General features: G+C 34.0%; 8 protein-coding genes and 8 tRNA genes. 11 read left to right on the forward strand and 5 right to left on the reverse strand.

Translation table 11 applies throughout. The features are described 5' to 3' along the window. Positions 1-3 precede the first annotated feature (3 nt). The 3 genes from UABHE_RS24085 to UABHE_RS24095 are packed head-to-tail and all read right to left on the reverse strand — an operon-like array spanning position 4 to position 4,410. The gene (locus tag UABHE_RS24085) at positions 4-2,541 is read right to left on the reverse strand and encodes a hypothetical protein (RefSeq protein ID WP_372365865.1); all 2,538 of its coding nucleotides are present in this window, start codon (positions 2,539-2,541) and stop codon (positions 4-6) included. A 53-nt stretch (positions 2,542-2,594) separates the two neighbouring features. Beyond that, positions 2,595-3,659, reverse strand: a complete 1,065-nt coding sequence (locus UABHE_RS24090) for a mannose-1-phosphate guanylyltransferase (RefSeq protein WP_372365866.1) — start codon at positions 3,657-3,659, stop codon at positions 2,595-2,597. A 16-nt stretch (positions 3,660-3,675) separates the two neighbouring features. After that, positions 3,676-4,410 (reverse strand): sulfite exporter TauE/SafE family protein, encoded by a 735-nt coding sequence (locus UABHE_RS24095; protein WP_372365867.1) that lies wholly within the window; start codon positions 4,408-4,410, stop codon positions 3,676-3,678. A gap of 151 nt (positions 4,411-4,561) precedes the next feature. On the opposite strand from UABHE_RS24095, the gene UABHE_RS24100 reads away from it, so the two are divergent. The 11 genes from UABHE_RS24100 (at position 4,562) to UABHE_RS24150 (ending at position 14,665) form a co-directional block, all read left to right on the forward strand. Beyond that, positions 4,562-8,845: a protein kinase gene (locus UABHE_RS24100; protein ID WP_372365868.1), complete on the forward strand. Its 4,284-nt coding sequence runs from the start codon at positions 4,562-4,564 to the stop codon at positions 8,843-8,845. Between the two features lie 26 nt (positions 8,846-8,871). Continuing rightward, positions 8,872-12,924, forward strand: coding sequence for a protein kinase (locus tag UABHE_RS24105; protein WP_372365869.1), 4,053 nt, complete (start codon positions 8,872-8,874; stop codon positions 12,922-12,924). Positions 12,925-12,927: 3 nt separating this feature from the next. Further along, complete coding sequence (mutM, locus tag UABHE_RS24110) at positions 12,928-13,755, forward strand: bifunctional DNA-formamidopyrimidine glycosylase/DNA-(apurinic or apyrimidinic site) lyase (protein WP_372365870.1); 828 nt, start codon at positions 12,928-12,930, stop codon at positions 13,753-13,755. A gap of 221 nt (positions 13,756-13,976) precedes the next feature. Then, positions 13,977-14,050 (forward strand) — tRNA-Trp (locus UABHE_RS24115). 6 nt (positions 14,051-14,056) lie between these two features. Next, positions 14,057-14,148, forward strand: a tRNA-Ser gene (locus UABHE_RS24120). A 3-nt stretch (positions 14,149-14,151) separates the two neighbouring features. Then, a tRNA-Arg gene (locus tag UABHE_RS24125) sits at positions 14,152-14,225 on the forward strand. Between the two features lie 9 nt (positions 14,226-14,234). Beyond that, positions 14,235-14,324 (forward strand) — tRNA-Ser (locus UABHE_RS24130). A gap of 5 nt (positions 14,325-14,329) precedes the next feature. Continuing rightward, positions 14,330-14,405 (forward strand) — tRNA-Arg (locus tag UABHE_RS24135). A 10-nt stretch (positions 14,406-14,415) separates the two neighbouring features. After that, positions 14,416-14,489: transfer RNA gene (locus UABHE_RS24140), tRNA-Arg, on the forward strand. Between the two features lie 8 nt (positions 14,490-14,497). Then, a tRNA-Ser gene (locus tag UABHE_RS24145) sits at positions 14,498-14,586 on the forward strand. A gap of 5 nt (positions 14,587-14,591) precedes the next feature. Continuing rightward, a tRNA-Arg gene (locus UABHE_RS24150) sits at positions 14,592-14,665 on the forward strand. Between the two features lie 314 nt (positions 14,666-14,979). Here the strand turns inward: UABHE_RS24150 and UABHE_RS24155 are convergent. Further along, entirely contained in the window at positions 14,980-16,263 is a 1,284-nt protein-coding gene (locus UABHE_RS24155) for an amidohydrolase family protein (RefSeq protein WP_372365871.1), read from the reverse strand. Between the two features lie 365 nt (positions 16,264-16,628). Further along, the gene (locus tag UABHE_RS24160; RefSeq protein ID WP_372365872.1) at positions 16,629-18,200 is read right to left on the reverse strand and encodes a hypothetical protein; all 1,572 of its coding nucleotides are present in this window, start codon (positions 18,198-18,200) and stop codon (positions 16,629-16,631) included. Between the last annotated feature and the right edge of the window lie 506 nt (positions 18,201-18,706).

Raw genomic sequence — 18,706 nt, forward strand, 5'->3', positions numbered from 1 at the left:
GAACTAAGGTAAACGTTTTTCTATTTCTTGCTTTAATTTTTTTGGTATATGGTTGCAATTTAGAACTTCTTGCAATATGTGTTTAACACGAAAAACTCGCTCGCGAAGCCCTTCGAACAGCGAAAAGACAAGACGCTCGCGCAATTGTTCTGATTTTTTTTCGTCTAGATCTAATTTTTTTGCTGTTGCCATTTTGCCAATGCACCGCATAACTACGGCTTTGTCTTCTGGATTTTGAAAATCCTTATTTTTGTTAAATTCTAGTAATTTATCTATAGTAATACGTGCTGAATTTACGACTTTTTCATCGAGAAAATCTTGGGTGAAAATGTCAACGAGTAGCTCAGTAATTGAGAACACTTCTATCTTTTTAAATAAGGCTTCTATAATTTCATTTTTAGTATTTTCATCGGTAGCAAGTGCAATTTGCTGCAAAGCATGGGCTAAATCTAATGTATTCTTTGGTCCCCAAATCATTTTATATGCTAAAACATCTTCCCACTTGCTCAGCAAACGTTGGGTAATTTTTTGTTTTAATGATAACGGAGTATTTTCTGAAACAGCCATACGCTCTAATCCCTTTATTAAAAAAGGAATAAGACCAGTGAATGCTTCAACTTTTGAATCAATCTCGTATAAGGTTTCTTTTTCTGGTAATTCTTTACTTTGAGTAAAATTCCCACTAAGATCTCTGTCGAGAAGACTCATAAATAAATAACCAACATCAAATTTTAATTCGTGTTCTATTTGTTGACTCAAACCAACCCAAGATAAAGCTTCTATTACAGCATACGGACGATATGATTTACAAATATTATCTATTAAATACTCTCCTAGTTTTTTAGCTTGTTCTTCTTTAGCAACAGTTGTAAGTCGTCCAAGAACTTTGTACATTTCCTCTACGTAAGGTGGTTTTTCTTCTATTTGCGCGAAACAAAATTCTTCCACTCTCTGTACTTCGTAATCTACATTCTCAGTTAAATTTAGAACGATATCACCCAAAGCAGAACCCGCAAAAATGGCTTGGGGTGTTGAAATAGGGTTTTCTAGTATCTCTAAAATAGCTGTTATTGCTACACTATTCATGCGAGTTAGACACGAACGAACAGTTTCATGATATTGATCGACGGTGTCTGTATCTAAATTTACCAGCATTTCTTTCGCCATTTGCAAACGCAAATCAATAGAAACATCTTTATCATCAAGTAAACGCATTTCCATTATAGCAATACATAGCGCTTTGTGCGCAGTGGCAAATTGTCTTATAAAAAGTTTTACAATTTCATTTTTACTTTGCGATGGAATATCTTTTGAAAGAATCTCTTGCATAATTTGCAACAATTGAATTTTTTCAGTAACGCGTTGAGAAAATTGAAAACGCTGAATGAGTGCATCAAGTATGTTTTTCCCAAAAGATTTTATAGCATTATTGAGGCGAATGTAAATAGGATCTATTTCATCACCAAATCCAACTTCCAAAACCATCATCTCTTTTGATTCATCGCAATCGCGAACATTAACAATCAATGTAAGAAGAAAAGCACGTAACCGCCGTTCGCTAGACTTTTTAATTTCTTGCCATAGAAAATCACCTACATATTTTCCATCCAACTCTTTTAAAGCATTAAAGATCTGGTACATCTTTTCGTATAAACGGTCAAAGTCGCTAATTAAGTTTTCTAGAGCGTTCAGCATAATACGCTCGATCATTGCTTGGTTTGCCGGTAAATTAGGAATTATATTTGAAAGTATTTCCAAGATATTGAGTACAAGAGAATGATAATCTTTATCTTTAATCGTCGTAAGAAAGATTTGCAGAATAGCTCCTTTTTCAAATTCTGAAGCTTCTACAAACAAATTTCCTAAACTGCTAATGGCATGTATCTTTTGTTTACTGTCTCCCGTACAAAGTGCAATGATCGCATTCCCCATTTGTTCATTAAAACCAGTTTTTTCTAAAGCACTAGCAGCTTCGCTACGTACAGTTACATCGGAGTCTCCTAAAGTATGAAGAAAAAGTAGTGATTTATCTTTTTCATCTACTTGAGAAAGAGAGATTTTACGAATCGCTTCAATTTTTTCAGAAGAAGACACTGTTGTGGCGATAACCATTTTTAAACGTGCAATTTCTTCGTCGCCAAATAAATGCTCTACTCCTTGAATATTCATTTTTGGAGTAAGAGGTGATTTTGTAACAAGAGCTGTTTCTGGTGCGCTTTGATTCCACCCTTGCTCTGCAAGGACTTCATCTTCTAAAGCAATTACTTTTTCATTACCATTATCAAGTAAAATTAATTGAAATAATTCTTGGGTATTATGTTGTTGTTGTAGTGCGTTAAATTGCGATTGATTCTCTAAAGATGCAATAAAAGTACGATCTTTAAACATTTGTTCAAAAAGCCCTTCAGGACGACAAAGTTCGAGTACTGGCTCCGTACAAAAAACATTTCTACTGCGTAGAATACCCATCCATGTCACAATAAGCGGATTAAGTTCGTATTTTCTTTTTAAATCGTCTTGGCTGCCTCTAAAAATTTGCATGCGATAGCTTTCTAGATAATGAAATATAAAACCTAAATGTCAACACGCTCAATCTATATATAACTACTTTTACCTTTTTCCTTTAGGAGAGAAACCAATTCCTTTATTTTAGCTGTTTGATTTTTAGGTACAACAAGAACTGCATCTTCTGTAGTAACAACAACTAAATCTTGTACACCAATAGTCGCCACTAATTGTTTTTCACTATAAACAACACAATCCTTTGTGTCGATAGAAACATGTTCGCCTAAAACAGCATTCTCACCTTCGTAAAGATGCTCTAGTGCCTCCCAAGAACCTACATCATTCCACGAAAAAGAAGTTTTTAACATTACTACGTTTGTTTCTTTTTCCATTATACCATAATCTATTGATATAGATGGTAAACTACTAAATACTTTTTCCACATTTTGTGACCAGTCGTTTTTATTCCAGCTTCTAGATAAAATTTCAATTCCACTATTATGATCAGGCAGATACAAGGCGAATTTTTCAATAATAGTGTTTACCTTCCATGCGAAAATACCACTATTCCAAAAATAGCCTCCCTCTTTTAAATATCCTTCAGCTACTTGAACTGTCGGCTTTTCCACGAATTTTTCGACCCCAGAAATTTTATCATCATTTGGATTAGTTTTTATGTAACCAAATTGTGGAGATGGATGTGTCGGCTCAATCCCTAAAGTGAATAGGCAGTCGTTATTTTCTATATATTCACTTGCGATTAAGATATCATCATAAAATTTTTCCTGGGGTGTTATAATATGATCAGCAGGCATAACAAACATACTTGCGTCCGAAGATTCTGCTTTTATAATACTTGCAGCAAGCATTACCGCCGCAGCAGTATCACGACGTACCGGTTCAACTATTACATTTTGTGCCGGAATATCGTGGGCTTCTTTGGTCACAATGTCTTTATACAAATGATTCGTCAAAATCCATATATTACTTGACGGAACAACAGACAAAACACGTTCAATAGTGTTACGTAACATTGTTTTATTTTCAACGAATTTTAAGAATTGCTTAGGAAAAATATTACGACTTACTGGCCAAAAACGCGTTCCACCACCACCAGCCATAATAACAACGTGAGTATTATTGAATTTATTCACTACGAATACTCCTCTGTTAGAAAAATATTAAACGAATCGAAAAAACAATGCCTAACAAAAATATGAATAATTTTATCCATACTTCATTCACCTTTACGCTAATATAACTCCCCATCCATCCACCAATAATTGCCCCACTTGATAAAAAAAATGCTGGTTGCCACTGAATCTTTTGATTTACAGCAAAAACAACAACAGCAAGTATAGTATAAGAGAACACAATCGTCGCTTTGATTGCATTGATACGAATTAAATCAAAATTAGTAAATGAAGTCAATGTTAGTATAATAATAAACCCAACGCCTACCTGAACAAAACCACCATAAACCCCTACGCAAAAAAAGACAAACAAAAGAAGTGGTTTATTCATGATAACAGTAGTACTTTTTTTTCTTTGGAAAAACATTATTCCCAAAGAAACAGGTATTACAATCGCAAATATCTTTTTAAAAAGTTCATCAGAAACAAACACACCAAGATTTGCTCCCAAAAAAGCTCCCACAAGGCTAGGAACCAAGAACAAACTACTCTCACGTAAAACAACAATTCCTTGCTTTGCAAAAGAAACTATGGCACTTGCATTTTGAAATAGTATTGCAACGCGATTCGTTGCATTTGCTTCTGTAGGAGAAATACCAGCAAAAATAAGAAGTGGTATACTTATTATCGACCCTCCACCTGCCAGGATATTGATTATTGCCATTACAATTCCAGCCACAAACATAGCTAAAGATGAAAAATCAATGTTCATATAATTTTCATTTCTGTTTTTTCTTGGAAGTTATTTTGGTTTTTGCGATAATAACAAAAGTACGTCTTAAGACATGCTTTTACACGCTTTTATGAAAAATAACTAAGCAATATGAATAGGGATATGCCCTAAGTTTTCAAGGACTGCGCACATGACACATAACTTTGACGAACAACCTAACAAAAAGTATGAGAACAGTCAAAAAAATCCTCAGGAATTCCGCGAAAAGAAACCAAAAGATTTTCATCAAGATTTACTAGGTCTAAAACAGTTTACGGCATCTACACCTATAGTAATACCCAGTTATAAAATTATAGACATTTGTGGACGCGGAGGTATGGGAACAGTATATAAAGCGTGGGATGAAAAACTCAAGCGTGAAGTCGCCGTAAAACTTATTTCCAAGACTGCGATTTCCAATCAAAACGCGCAGCGATTTATACGAGAAGTGCAGGTAACATCACAACTTGTCCATCCGAATATTGTGCGTCTCTACCAAACAGGACAAACCGCAGACTATGTTTTTTTTGCCATGCAGTATGTTGATGGCACTGATCTTTCTACTTACGTAAAAAAAAATAATCTTTCTTCGCGACGCATAGCACAACTATTTATACAGATGTTAGACGCTTTGGTCTACGCGCACCAAAACAAGGTAGTGCATCGCGACTTAAAACCTGGTAATATACTTGTCGATAAATCGGGAACCGTTTTTATCATGGATTTTGGTTTGGCAAAAGTAATGGGAGAAGATCACTCATTAACGACTACAGGACAAATTTTGGGAACTCCTCACTATATGTCCCCAGAACAGATTGATCGCCCAAAAGAAATTAATCTTTCTAGTGATATTTTTAGCCTTGGGGTGATTCTTTATCAACTTCTTACCAAAGAGCTTCCCTTTACTGGAAACCGAGAAATACAAGTTTTCCACAACATTATGAATGAGACACCTATACCTCCACGAAAACTCAATTCTAAAATACCGGTAAAACTAGAATTAATATGCTTACAAGCAATGCAAAAAAAACCTGAGAGCCGCTATAATGCTTCGCAAATGCGTAGCGATTTACAATTTTTTTTCACAGGGAAAAACATATCAGTTTCTCGTACAAAACTTATATTAAGCAACAAAAAAGCACAGTCTATTTTTAAAGCTTTTTTGTGTCTTATTATAGTACTTAGTAGTGTTTCTTATTTTTTTTTTCCAAAAACAACAAAATCCCATTTAGACATTTTTGAAGAAAAATCTTACAACAAATTAACTTTGCCTCAAAAAATCAATTATATTGACAATCTTATTTCTTACGGCGCTTATGAAGATGCCTGGCAATATATCAATCAAATATTACTAGTGAAAATTCCTGCGAGCACAAGACAAGAAGTCCTGCAAAAAGCGATTGTTATTTTAGTAAAAATTAAGAAATTTGATTTGGCAATTAATATTTTTTCCAGTATAAAAAACCAAAATAATCCTCAAGTATTACTAGCCATTTCTCAAGCATACTTAGCACAACAAGATCTTCAACAAGCCCAACATTTCATACATAGAACTACAAAAATAACTCCTGAATACTTATCTATAAATGGACATATTGCTTTTCATCAAAAAAAATACCTTAAATCCAAAGAGCATTTCAGGGCTTTACTTGATAAATTTCCGCAATCTCCTTTGGTAAAAGACACACAATTTTTTTACGCGCAAAGTTTATTTTTTTCTGACAGCCAAAAGCACTTCTCACAAATCATCACTTTACTAAAAAAACTTGAAAAAGATTTTTCGCAAAAAATCTTGATTTATGAATTCCTGGGAAGAACATATTTAAAAAATGCTACCCCTAAAAATTTAGTGTATGCTGAGGATTACTTTAAACGTAGTTTAGAATTATCTCCTCACAATAGTCATTACTTTGTCTACTTAGCACAAACACAAATACAATTAAAAAAGTTAGGAAAAGCCTTTGAAAATATCAGAGTGGCCCTAGAAAAAAAAGCAGACAATAAAGATGCTCTCAAGGCAATGTTACAACTAACTTTGCAAGATGCAACACTCATTTCCGATTGTTTTAATTTTTTGAAATTTTACGCAGACAAAGGCTTTGCTTTACAAATAACTACTCCTAATCTATTTACCAAAGAACTCACAAGCATACGTGATAGTTACGCTACTGCTTATAGCGAATGGAAGTTCTATACTACACGTAATAACAATACTAATTTTAATGTTTATTTTTCTGTGTTGAACAATCCAGACTCTCACAAGCGTGTATATAAAGATAGTTTATTGGGATTGCGCAATGCTCGCTACTCTAATAATTGGAAGCAAGCTTTTTCTTCTTTTTTAAAAACAAAACTATCTTCAAAAGTTCGATCTCGCCTACTACAAATAAAACGTTCAATTGAACAACAGAAAAAACGCGAACACTCCCAAGCTCTCTACTATTTAATGGCAAGTCTATCCTTAGAAACAAAATCAGAAGTTTTGCAAGAATTAGAAATCTATAGTCCTCAGATACAAAGCATTCTAAGTAGCAAAGAGCAAAATATTTTTATACGTTATCTCGCAGCGCATACATTGGGAAAATTGCGTGCATTTGAAACACTCGAAGCGATGAAGAACAATAAAATTAGCGTAGTTCGCGATTTAGCTTATATCGTGCTAAGTACAAACAAGTTCTCTTTGAATGAAGATACTATTTTAGAAATCATCACTAGAACAAAAATTCCCATTATCAAGTGTATGGCAATCCATTCTCTTTTCTATCAATCACAAATAAGCAACCAAGTAAAACAACGTTTAAGAAGTTTACTTACCTCTTCTAATCTGCAAATTAGGTTATATGCTGCCGCTGCATTATCAAATGAAGACAAGGCAATTGTTCTTTTAAAAGCAGCAACTTCTTCATCAGAGGACTATAAACGCTATTTTGCTCATTATTATTTATGGAAAAATATATCCAATAGTTTCATGAGTGAAAATACCCAACTATTTGAAAAAATTATTCGCGATAGCAACACACAAATAAGAGCAATAATTCTTCACTATTTGCAAAATTATCAGCCAAAAAAGAATTCTTGGGTTTGGAAATGCTTTAATGAATTTCCAGAAACAATTCTTGTTTGTAAGGCTTTTTCTATTGCAATAGCAAAAAATCCATCATCGGGGATGGTTGTTGGTTTTTTTGCAAAAGGAAAGGGCCAAAAGCAAGTACGAAATTCTATTGTAAAAGCATACACCTATATGGAACTTTTACAGAGTTTGACAAAACAGTATGTAACAAAATCTTCTCAAGAAGGTCTAAAAACAATGTCGGCAACAAGGCGCTTACTAAAAGCAGTTGTCATTGCAGTCCCCTTAATACCAAATCAAAAAGATGTTTATTTTAAAACAATGGCTTACTACTTGTCTGCTATTTTTGATTGCCGTGCTTTACGTAATTTGCCACAAGAAAAAGATAATGATATCAAGGCGCATATTCTTTATGGACTTTGTATGGAAACAATTGGGCAAAAAATGCCTGATAGTGTACCTAAAGAAATGGAAAAAATTTTAAAAGCGGCTTGGGATAATTTGTTGCGTAGAAATGGTTACTATAACCGAGAAGAAGTAGAAGAGATTATTAATTCTTATATCAATAATCCGCATCAGAATTTACGCCAAAGCGCTTATATCTCGAAGATTGTTTTTTGTCACGATAAGAGAGAATCTTTATACAATGAAGGAATAAATTCTAAAGATAATTTTATCAAAAAAATAATTGCCAAAGGCTTTCATTCACTTATCCAAATCAAGGTTCGCAATCACATTCCTCTTCTAGAAAGAGGATCGCGCAAAAGTTTAGAACAGCATTATTGGTACTACCTAGACATACTTAAAGAATTGGCCAGCACAGATTCGATAAAGCTAGAATACATTGATCATTTAAATAAAGCGATCAGTTTGGATAAATCACGCGCTGAATATTATTTTGAACGTGGATACTTGTACAGATTACTAAAAAAATATAAAAAAGCGAGAGAAGACTGGACAAAAGCAATAAAAATATCTCCTAAAAACGTTATATATCGCTATTTTTTAGCGAAGAACTTATACCACCAAAAAAATGATGCGAAAAATAAGAACCTTCAAGCTAGTGATTTATTAAAAGATGTTAGCCCTGAAAGTGACAAAACTATCTTAAATATCGCCTCGCTCAACTTTAAATTAAAACGCTACAAAGCTACTCAAGATATGTTAAAAAAGATAATCCGCAATAGCAATTTACACATGAAATATCATATACTTTTTATATTGACATACTTACGACAAAACAACAAAAGTTACGCACAAATTTATCTACAATATATACGCAAAAAATATCCAAACCACAAACAACTTACGGATAAGAATCTCAGTAAATATAGTGCTTTAAAATCAATTTTGCAGCAACAATAGGTTGTTCCTAATATTAAAGGATAATCATGTCTAAAAACTTCATAGATTCCACAGCTAGTTTTGACCTATTTGAAAGCCCTTTTTTAGAGGGGTCTGTAGTTGGGTCGTTTAGAATTGATCGCAAAATAGGCGAAGGTGGTATGGGAATTGTGTATTTGGCCACTGATATTAAAATTGAACGCCAAGTTGCCATAAAAGCAATTCTAGATCACAGTAACAAAGCAAATATTAAGCGATTTGCGCGCGAAGCAAAAATGATCGCGTCTCTAGATCACCCCAACATCGTTAAGGCATATTCCTTTTTTTCTTTGCAAGATATACCATGTATGATAATGGAATTTATTGAAGGGACAACTTTGGATGAATGCTATAAAGAATTATCTCTTGAAGATAAGGTGCGCATGGTTATAAAAATACTTTACGCTTTGGACTATGCCCACAGCAAAGGAGTTATTCACCGCGATCTTAAACCATCCAATATTTTGGTAAACAAGGATGGTGAACCACTAATAATGGATTTTGGTTTAGCGAAAACAACACAGATCAAAGATAAATCACTTACCAAAAGTGGTATGGTTATGGGAAGCTGCGGCTATATGTCTCCTGAACAAGTAAGAGGTTTAATCCGCGAAGTGGATCATACCAGCGATATTTACTCAATGGGAGCTGTTTTATATCAACTAATTACAGGCTGTCAACACATAGAAGCAGATCATATCATTGGATATATGTATAAAATAAGCCATGAACAAATTACCCCTCCTTCAAAGCATAACAAAGAAATCCATCAAAAGTTAGAAACAATTACCTTAAAAGCTCTTCTCTCGAAAAAACAGTATCGTTATCAAAGAGCTGCAAACTTTGCTAAAGATCTAGAGCAGTTTCTTTTAGGAAAACCAATTAGTGCACAACGTTGGAAGGTATTTCTTCATAAGAATTATACTCTTGTTATGTCATCTATTTTATGTGTGATAGTAGCGATTATTCTCGTTGGAGGAATATTATTCAAATACAATGCAAAAATAGAAGAAGATTTAAAGACTGTACAACACTGGATTGAGCGTGGTTTCTTTGAAAATGCGGACAAAAAACTAAATACACTATATAAAGAACAAAAGATTTCTAACAAAACCTATTTAAAGAACTTGCTTATAGCATATAGTAAACTAAAAAACGACTCGGAATTTTTTAAAACAAAAGACTTACTAAATCCTTCTGATTTGTCAGAACTAGAAGAAATCGAAATTGCCGTTGCTGAAGGTGAACTTTATTTTCGTCAAGAACAATGGAGTAAAGCAAGAGGAAAACTTTTTCCTTTTTCTGCAGAAAAAAAATATCCGCAAATTTATGCTTGTTATTTTGTAGGGGTTATTTGTTTTCAAGATGAAGACTATGGGAATGGCATTAAAAATTTCAAGAAGGTTTTGGAGCTAAAAGATCAGTTTTTTTCGAAAAAAAAGACATCTTTTCTCTATTTACCAGATACTCATTATCACTTAGCTAATCATTTTTTCTCAAAACTGAAAAAAAAACGACAAAAACAAGGTAGTCAGTTTTTTACTTTACAAGAAAAAGGACTCTTACAAAAAATTCTTGCGCATCTCAAAGCAGCACAACTCAGCAAAAGACCTGAATGGAATAAGTTGATAGGTGAATATCATATGAACCTAAAACAATATGATAAAGCTTTAGAATATCTTAATAAATGTATATCCCTAAGAAATGATAATTCGAGCTACTATGTATTACGTGGAACGATATATTTAGAGCAAAAAAAAGTTGCGTTAGCAAATAGTGATTTTGAAAAAGCTTTAGAACTAGATCCTGAAAATATAAATGCAGCACGGTGGTTTGCAAGAATAGCACTTAACGATATAGATTTGATGGAATATCGCTATTCTAAGTTTATTTATCGTAAGAAATTATATTACCCTAAAAATATAACATCGAATTGGTGTCAAAAAATCGCCGATGAAAACGAAGATGGCTACTGGGCATACAAATATTTTTATAAGAAAAGACATTTTTCATCAGAAATTTCTGCAAAAAACTTTGTAAAAAAATTTGTAGAAAAATTAGATGATGAAAAGCCCAAAGTTTCAGATCTCGCTTTGAAAGCTTTAAAAATAAAGCGCTACAATGAAAATATATCTAGTTTATTGAAAGAAAAACCGCAAATAAAAGATTATTTACAAAAAATGTGCGATAAAGAGAAAAGGCAAACTAATCGTTATATAATGGCGATGGCCTGCATGAATACTAACTCTTCCATTCTTGATGAAATTTCTGTTTCAACACTGGTAAAAATATTAAAAGAAGAAACCAATACTTTTTTGCGTTATTTAGCGGCAACATGTTTAATTTTTAAACATGAATTCTTTAAAGTAGAAGAGCTTCGTGTTAACGGAAATCCTAATCTCCAAGTTATTTGTGCACATGTATTATCTAAATTTGGATTAATTACTGAGAATTTTTATAAAACAATACCAAAACTACAAAGAGATAAATACATGGACTACATTGTTACAAGCCTACACCCTTTTTATGATAACAAAGAAGTTTGTTTTGAACTAATGAACAAATCTAGTATTTCTGATGTTGTAAAATTATCTGCTGTGCAAAATTATGCGATACAAAATCCTTTAAATCCGCAAAAATACAAAATATGGGGACCTATTTATAAAAAACTTCTCAATAACAATTCAGATTTAATAGCTAGTAATGCTCATCACGATTATTGGAGCATACGAGGTATAACAGGACCCAGTGATTGGTTACAAAAAAGAGAAAATATTGACAACTTAAAAAGAGATACACTCATTGTAATACTGCAAAAAGCTCGTATTAATAAAGAGGTTCTTAGTTTTAATCTCCAAGAAAAATTACTATCACACCATCTGGTACCTATACAAAGATTGACACTTCAACTAATTCCTAGATATAAAACCGCTAGAATACAACAGTATTTTTTGAATGACAATTTAAACGAATTCGTTCGAATGTCAAGTTTGTATCTTTTATCTATGCATCGAGCCAGAAATTTAACTAGAGGTAAACCAAATCTCGGACCTTTTTTCAGAAGCTCTAAAGCTTTTCTTCGTAGTTACGCTTATGCTACTTGCGCCGCATACGGAGATGAAGTACTCAATTATTTAAAAAGAGAGCGAAAACGAAAAGACCGCTATTTAGTACAAGCTGCTATTCTACGCAGTTCTACGCTTGTTCCTATTCCTATTGTTTCTAAAGACAATAGAAAATCGCCACAAGAGCGCCAAGAAATAGTAAGGAAATATTGGAAAAGCAAAGACAAGAATTTACGTCAGGAAAGTTATCGCGCTTATACATACTATAGCGAAAATGTCGATGAAGTTTTAAAACAATATAGCGAAAAAAAAGATGCCAAAAAAGGCATCGCCTCTGCAATTCGCCACAAGATACGCGATGTTACTGAAACAGGAAATCTCGCGAGAAATATGTTTTATTACCTACAGCACAATAACCAAACAAATAGATTAAGTGTAATTAATGATTTTAAAATTAGCCTAGGAATCAAAGATAAAATTGAAAAGTACAAAAAAATGCTCTCTCAAATAGAGGAACTGGATGATTTAATTGCAGAAGATTATTTTCGTTGGGGTCTTATTTGTAAACATGAAAAAAAGTGGGGTACGGCTATTGAAAAGCTACAATCGGCACTTGATAAAGGAAAATTCAAAGACGAATTAGAAAAATTAATGTGTTTAGTAGAGTTAGCAGAGGCTGAATGGAAAAAAAATAAGTCAATTAATAAAAATATTCTCCAACAAATACTACCGTTGTTACCATTATTAGATACTAAAAAATCTTCGTCTGCTATATTCAAAAATCTCTTAGAAGTAAATTCCAAAGTGATGGAAAAAATTTTACTGGAATGCTATCTCAGTGGATCTAAAGGTTTGTATGGCATCATTGCTCCTTTAAAATGTATTGATTCTTGTACAGCGCTTATAAAATACTACGAATTTAATCAACAATCATCTAAAGCTAAAATGTTCAAAACAATACGCAAAAATATACGAAAATTTTATAGAGAGAGATAATAAATGCCAGAGTTACCAGAAGTAGAGACTGTAGCAAGAAGTTTAGAACAAATGTTTGCAGAAAGAACAATTAAAAAAGTGACATGCAAAAGAAAAAACTTACGCTACAACCTCGAACCTAGAAAATTGACTAATATATGTAGGGGTAGCAGCCTCAATGGAATCACTCGCCGCGGAAAATATATGATTTGGCATATAAACGAGCAAGCTATTTTAGTGCATTTAGGTATGTCAGGTCGATTTTGTATGTTAGATAAAAGTACCCCTCTAGATAAACACGACCACGTTATTTTTGAGCTAGACAACAAACAACAAATACGTTACCGTGACCCACGTCGTTTTGGTTTAATTCTAGCAATACCAGATGGTAACTGGCAACAACATTCACTAATTGTAAACTTAGGTGTAGAACCATTATTAAAACACAAACCACAAATGTTCGTAGAAAAAGCCGCTAAACGCAGTTTACCTATAAAACAGTTTATTATGGACCAAAAAGTAATTGTAGGTGTAGGTAACATATACGCAAATGAAGCTCTTTTCTCCAGTAGTATTCATCCCTATGCCCCCGCGCAAACCCTAAATACCCAAGAATGGAAAACGCTTCTAAAAGAAATACGGCGCATACTAAAAAACGCCATAGCCAGCGGCGGAACTACGCTACAAGACAAAGGTTTTTCTGACGTAGAAGGAAACCACGGTGAATTTGCCATAGACCTAAATGTCTATGGTCGAAAAAATGAACCATGCCACAAATGCGATGAGCAAATCAAAAGCGATGCGTTAAGCGGACGCTCCACATTTTTTTGTCCAAAATGTCAAATACTCTAAAACAACGTATTTTCAAACCATACAGCGCAAACAATAAGTTGAAATTTTAATTTTCTTTTCATTAAAATTTCAACAAACGTAATAATAAAAACCCCAAAAAACAAAGCCTTCACAGCACTGTCTATCATAAATACCTACCTTGAAATAACTTATGTTATTACATGCAAAAGCCAACCACACACTGTATTATTCACTCGTAAGACAAACGAAGCACAAAACAAAGGGGTGTAGCTCAATCTGGTAGAGCGGCGGATTCCAAATCCGTAGGTTGCGGGTTCAATTCCTGCCGCCCCTGTAACAAGGAGAGGTGGCCGAGTGGTTGAAGGCGGTAGATTGCTAATCTACTATAGTTGGCAACAATTATCACGGGTTCGAATCCCGTCCTCTCCTCCAAAAAAGGGAGTAGCTCATCTGGATAGAGCGACGGTCTTCGAAACCGTTGGTAGCAGGTTCAAATCCTGTCTCCCTTATAAAACAATGGAAAGGTGGCCGAGTGGCTTAAGGCAATGGTCTTGAAAACCATAGTTCTGTAAAAGGAACCGCGGGTTCGAATCCCGCCCTTTCCTCCATACAAGCAGGCGTGCCCGAGTGGCTTAAGGGCGGTGACTCCGAAATCACCTGAATCGCAGGTTCGAATCCTGCCGCCTGCTCTATAAATAAAAGGGAGTAGCTCATCTGGATAGAGCGGCGGTCTACGAAACCGCAGGTAGCAGGTTCAAATCCTGTCTCCCTTATAAAACAAGGAGAGGTGGCCGAGTGGTTTAAGGCGGTAGATTGCTAATCTACTATAGTTGGCAACAATTATCACGGGTTCGAATCCCGTCCTCTCCTCTAAAAGGGGAGTAGCTCAACCGGATAGAGCAGCGGTTTTCTAAACCGCAGACTGCAGGTTCAAATCCTGTCTCTCCTATGTAACAAGGAGAGGTGGCTGAGTGGTCGAAAGCGGTACGCCTTTAAGGTCTACTGGTTCTAATACCTACGCGGGTTCGAATCCCGTTCTCTCCTTTAAAAGCAGGTCTACCCAAATGGCTAAGCACTTCCTTAGTCCTAATTTTTCTGATCTACAATTCGGACACGATTTTATTTTCAGGATAATCCCACATCCACTACAAGCAACTTGTATTGCCATGAAATTTCCTAAGTTAAATACCATTTGTTCTGTGAATTTTATTTGTTGTGAGTTCCTGAAAATAATTATTTAGCTAAAATTACAACAATACAGATCTACTTTTCTACTGTATTTTTGTAGACTGTTCCTCCCTTCATCACAAAAACAGCATTTTCCATAAACTCGATATTTTTTAGCGGATTACCTTTCACTGCAATCATATCAGCTAGTAAACCAGGTTTTATTTTTCCCCTATCTTCTACGCCTAGTAATTCAGCAGCATAAATTGTTGCGGCGCGGATAACTTCGACCTCTTCCATCCCTAAATTTACAAGAGCAGAAAATTCTTTAACAGCATCTTCATATGGAAATACTCCAGTATCTGTTCCAAAGGCTATCTTGACTTTATGAGCTATCGCTAACTTATGACTTTTTTTAGCTAACTGGTATATCATTTCTAATTTTTTGCGATAAACCGGTGGCATTTTATCTTTTCTTTGATAAATTACATCAAGAGCATAAGTTGTAGGAACCAAAAAAGTTCCTTTTTCTTTCATCAGAGTAATAAGCTCTTCGTCTAATGTAGAACCATGTTCGATGGAAGCAACACCTGCTAAAATAGCATTTTCAATACCTTGTCGAGTATGTGCATGTGAAGCTGTTTTTATTCCATATTTTTTGGCTTCATCCACAATAATTTTTATCTCTCTTAAGGAAAAATGTGCTCCGAGACTAGTACCTCTTGATAAAATTCCACCTGTGACTGCTATTTTAATAAACCGTGCTCCTCTAGCGTATTGTTCACGAACAGCAGTTGTGAGATCTAAATCATTGCGGATTACTCCTTCTTTAGCACCATTCTTAAGACGCTGTATAAATCTGCTACTAAAATCTAAGTGCCCTCCCCTTACACTAAGTGCGTAACCTGAAGGAATTATTCGAGGAATAGGATAATATTTGGGATTTAGAGCTTCTATTTTTTGAAGATTAATATCAGCTTGGTGTATAGAGGCTAGTTCTCTTATAGTTGTAAAACCTTTCATTAACATTTTTTGTCCATTTTGATTTGCTATCAAAGCGATCATACCAGCATCGTTTTTTACATACGACAAATCCCATTTCCAAGTATTTGCCAAATCTAATCCCAAACTTAGATGTGTGTGACAATCTATCAAACCTGGTAACAAAGTAACATCACCTAAATCAATAATTTTTGGTGATTGCGGTAACTTTTTGGGATTAATTGCTTGAATGTAACCTTTTTCTATTACTAACACTGATGATTCAACTATCTTGCCATTTTCTACATCAAGCATACGGTCAGCTTTTATAATAATCGAATCATTAAATGCAAATATAGGTATGACTAGAATGAAAAATAACGTAATAAAACGAAACATAAAGTACCTTCCTCAAATGTTTTTATTGCAGGGCGCGGTCACGAAATTTTCATAGGCGGCCTTAAAAAACTAAATATAATCGCAGATAGTCTTCCACACCGTCCGCAAACACCTTGGTTCGATAGGTCGCCAGGCTCAACCTTGTCCTATCTTGGCGCACCATTTTCTTCCCTTTTTATTTCTTTTATTAAAAGCGATTTACCAAATCTCGGTTAAAATGCCGAGACCTGGTAAATCAAACTGAAGTTGTGTATTTCCAGTTCTTTCTGATATACATAAACTTCTCTGTCAAGGGGCAATGACGTGACCCATGTATACGTGGGTCACAATTAAATAACAAATGTAAAAAGTTTTTCTCGCGTTTATTATTTATTCTGCTCTGGCTTCATTTCTGCTAATCCTGTATTTGGATTTAAATATAATTTTCCTGATTCTGACTTCAGATTGTTTTGTGGAAATATAACGCGAAATCCTGGTTCTAAAATCGTTCCTAACGGATTCTTTGAAGTCTGTGCATTTTGAATTTCGACACGTCTTTGAGAAGCCAAACGTAACCAACTATTCACTAAAAAAATTGGCGCTGCATTTCGACAAATTTCCAAAAGATTAATTGCTTTTTGACGATGAAAAGCTATATTTCTACTAGAATTTGTTATGTTTTTTAACAGCTCTTGTGCTGTAGAGTCTTGTTGAGCTGCCTGCAAGTTTTTCACCAATTGATTTTTAAATTGCTGCACGCTGTTTGCTTGACCTGGAAAATATTTCAAAAGAGAAAGTCTCTTCTCTGAATACATAGGATTTGTAAAATCAATTGCTAATATATCTATAATTGTTTCTTCGTCTAATATATTTTTTTCCAATAGCTTATCGATAATCTTATTATCAATATAAGATCTTGCCGGTACCAAAAACGGTTGATAAGAATCTATCAAACCAGGCGTTTCATTCTGGGCAAAAGCCGATCTAATTTTTTCTAATCCATTAACATAAAAACGTCTACTGATGTCTATGGTATCTTTTTTTCCTAGTAATCGACTATCGACAATGAATTCACTAGGAACTCCAATATCAGAACCTAGTGATGTTCTACCAGACACAAGATTCATCTCCATAGGCGTTACTAAAGAACGTAATTGGTGCTTAAGTGTGTTAAACTCTGTACTTTTTCTATTATCCAAAAGCTGATCAATACCTTTTTTAACTTGAACACTAAAATTTTTTGCATCAGTAGCTTCGCTGAACATTTTCGCCGCAAAGTGTTCTGGATTTTTTGGATCTGATCCAGAAATCAAACGCAAATCTCTTAGCGATAATTTATCTTTTTTTGTCCACCAATCATTATAGGGAAATTTAATTTCCTTCATAATTGGACCACCTTGAGTGTGACAACCTGAACAACGAAGTTTTTTCCCAAAAGATGGTTTTTTTGCGCCGTTGAGATAAATGGATTTTACATCTTCAAGTATGTCGTTTGAATCTCCTCGGTAGTGCCATTCTGATGAAAAACCATTCCCTACTAGTTCCCAAAAATTATAAACTTTTTTTGTGTAGTCCCACGCAATAATCTCTATCATGAGTCCTGGCCGAAAACTTTGTAAAGTTTTAATAATCCCATTTTTTTGCGTAGTAAAGAAGCCTATAAATAATTCGTGTTCTTGGCATGTTCCATTTTTTATTGGACCACTATAAGTGTGAAATACACTAAAGCTACCAAATGTCGGATTTAAATGACCTCTATTTGCAACTATATGTGGCTTCAATTTTCCACCAAGTTGCTCTAACTTTGTTTGAACTTCAAATATTGTTTTAGGAATTTGATTATTATCGAATATTCCTCTCGTTACAGCGTCGTCTAAATTCTTTGCCGTAAGAGGATGAACAGTTGCTTGTGCATTTATTACAATACAAAATACAACTAAGCAAATGAAACGTTTCATGTTTTCTCCTAAATATTTAGGTAGTGTATTCACTACATTATCCTTTCCAGTTTTTGCTAATTACAGCATTTCAGATAAATGCTTTTCACAAATTTAGTATATAGAGAAAAAGAGATATATACAAGAAAAGGATGACATAACGCATTGTTATTAAATAACATATAAATATTACTATGCTGGAGATCAATGCTTATGTTTCGACACATAAACAAAAAATAACATATATTCATTCTTTATAAAAAAAATTGCTTTATAAAATACTTTTGAAAGAAATTTCCCAATAATTTTATTATTTTTCTATCTCTTGATTTTCTTAGGTTCTTGACTAATAACGGTGATCGTAATGAAAAATAAGTAGCATATAATGTATAATAATTACGACTTGTTCTAGTTGAAATAATAATCTTGCGATGGGTATAAAATCTTGATTTAGAAAATGTTAAAAGTGACCTATGACAAAAGTTGTCGAACTTCAGTGGTAAAATGCTTACAAGATTTTGTATAGT

The organism is Candidatus Uabimicrobium helgolandensis, from assembly GCF_041508025.1.
Taxonomy (GTDB): Bacteria; Planctomycetota; Uabimicrobiia; order Uabimicrobiales; family Uabimicrobiaceae; genus Uabimicrobium; species Uabimicrobium helgolandensis.

Bases quoted from the DNA above. Each gene is read 5' to 3' on its own strand.
- UABHE_RS24085 (WP_372365865.1), bottom strand. From the start codon at position 2,541: ATGCAAATTTTTAGAGGCAGCCAAGACGATTTAAAAAGAAAATACGAA.
- UABHE_RS24095 (WP_372365867.1), bottom strand. From the start codon at position 4,410: ATGAACATTGATTTTTCATCTTTAGCTATGTTTGTGGCTGGAATTGTA.
- UABHE_RS24100 (WP_372365868.1), top strand. From the start codon at position 4,562: ATGACACATAACTTTGACGAACAACCTAACAAAAAGTATGAGAACAGT.
- UABHE_RS24105 (WP_372365869.1), top strand. From the start codon at position 8,872: ATGTCTAAAAACTTCATAGATTCCACAGCTAGTTTTGACCTATTTGAA.
- mutM (WP_372365870.1), top strand. From the start codon at position 12,928: ATGCCAGAGTTACCAGAAGTAGAGACTGTAGCAAGAAGTTTAGAACAA.
- UABHE_RS24155 (WP_372365871.1), bottom strand. From the start codon at position 16,263: ATGTTTCGTTTTATTACGTTATTTTTCATTCTAGTCATACCTATATTT.
- UABHE_RS24160 (WP_372365872.1), bottom strand. From the start codon at position 18,200: ATGAAACGTTTCATTTGCTTAGTTGTATTTTGTATTGTAATAAATGCA.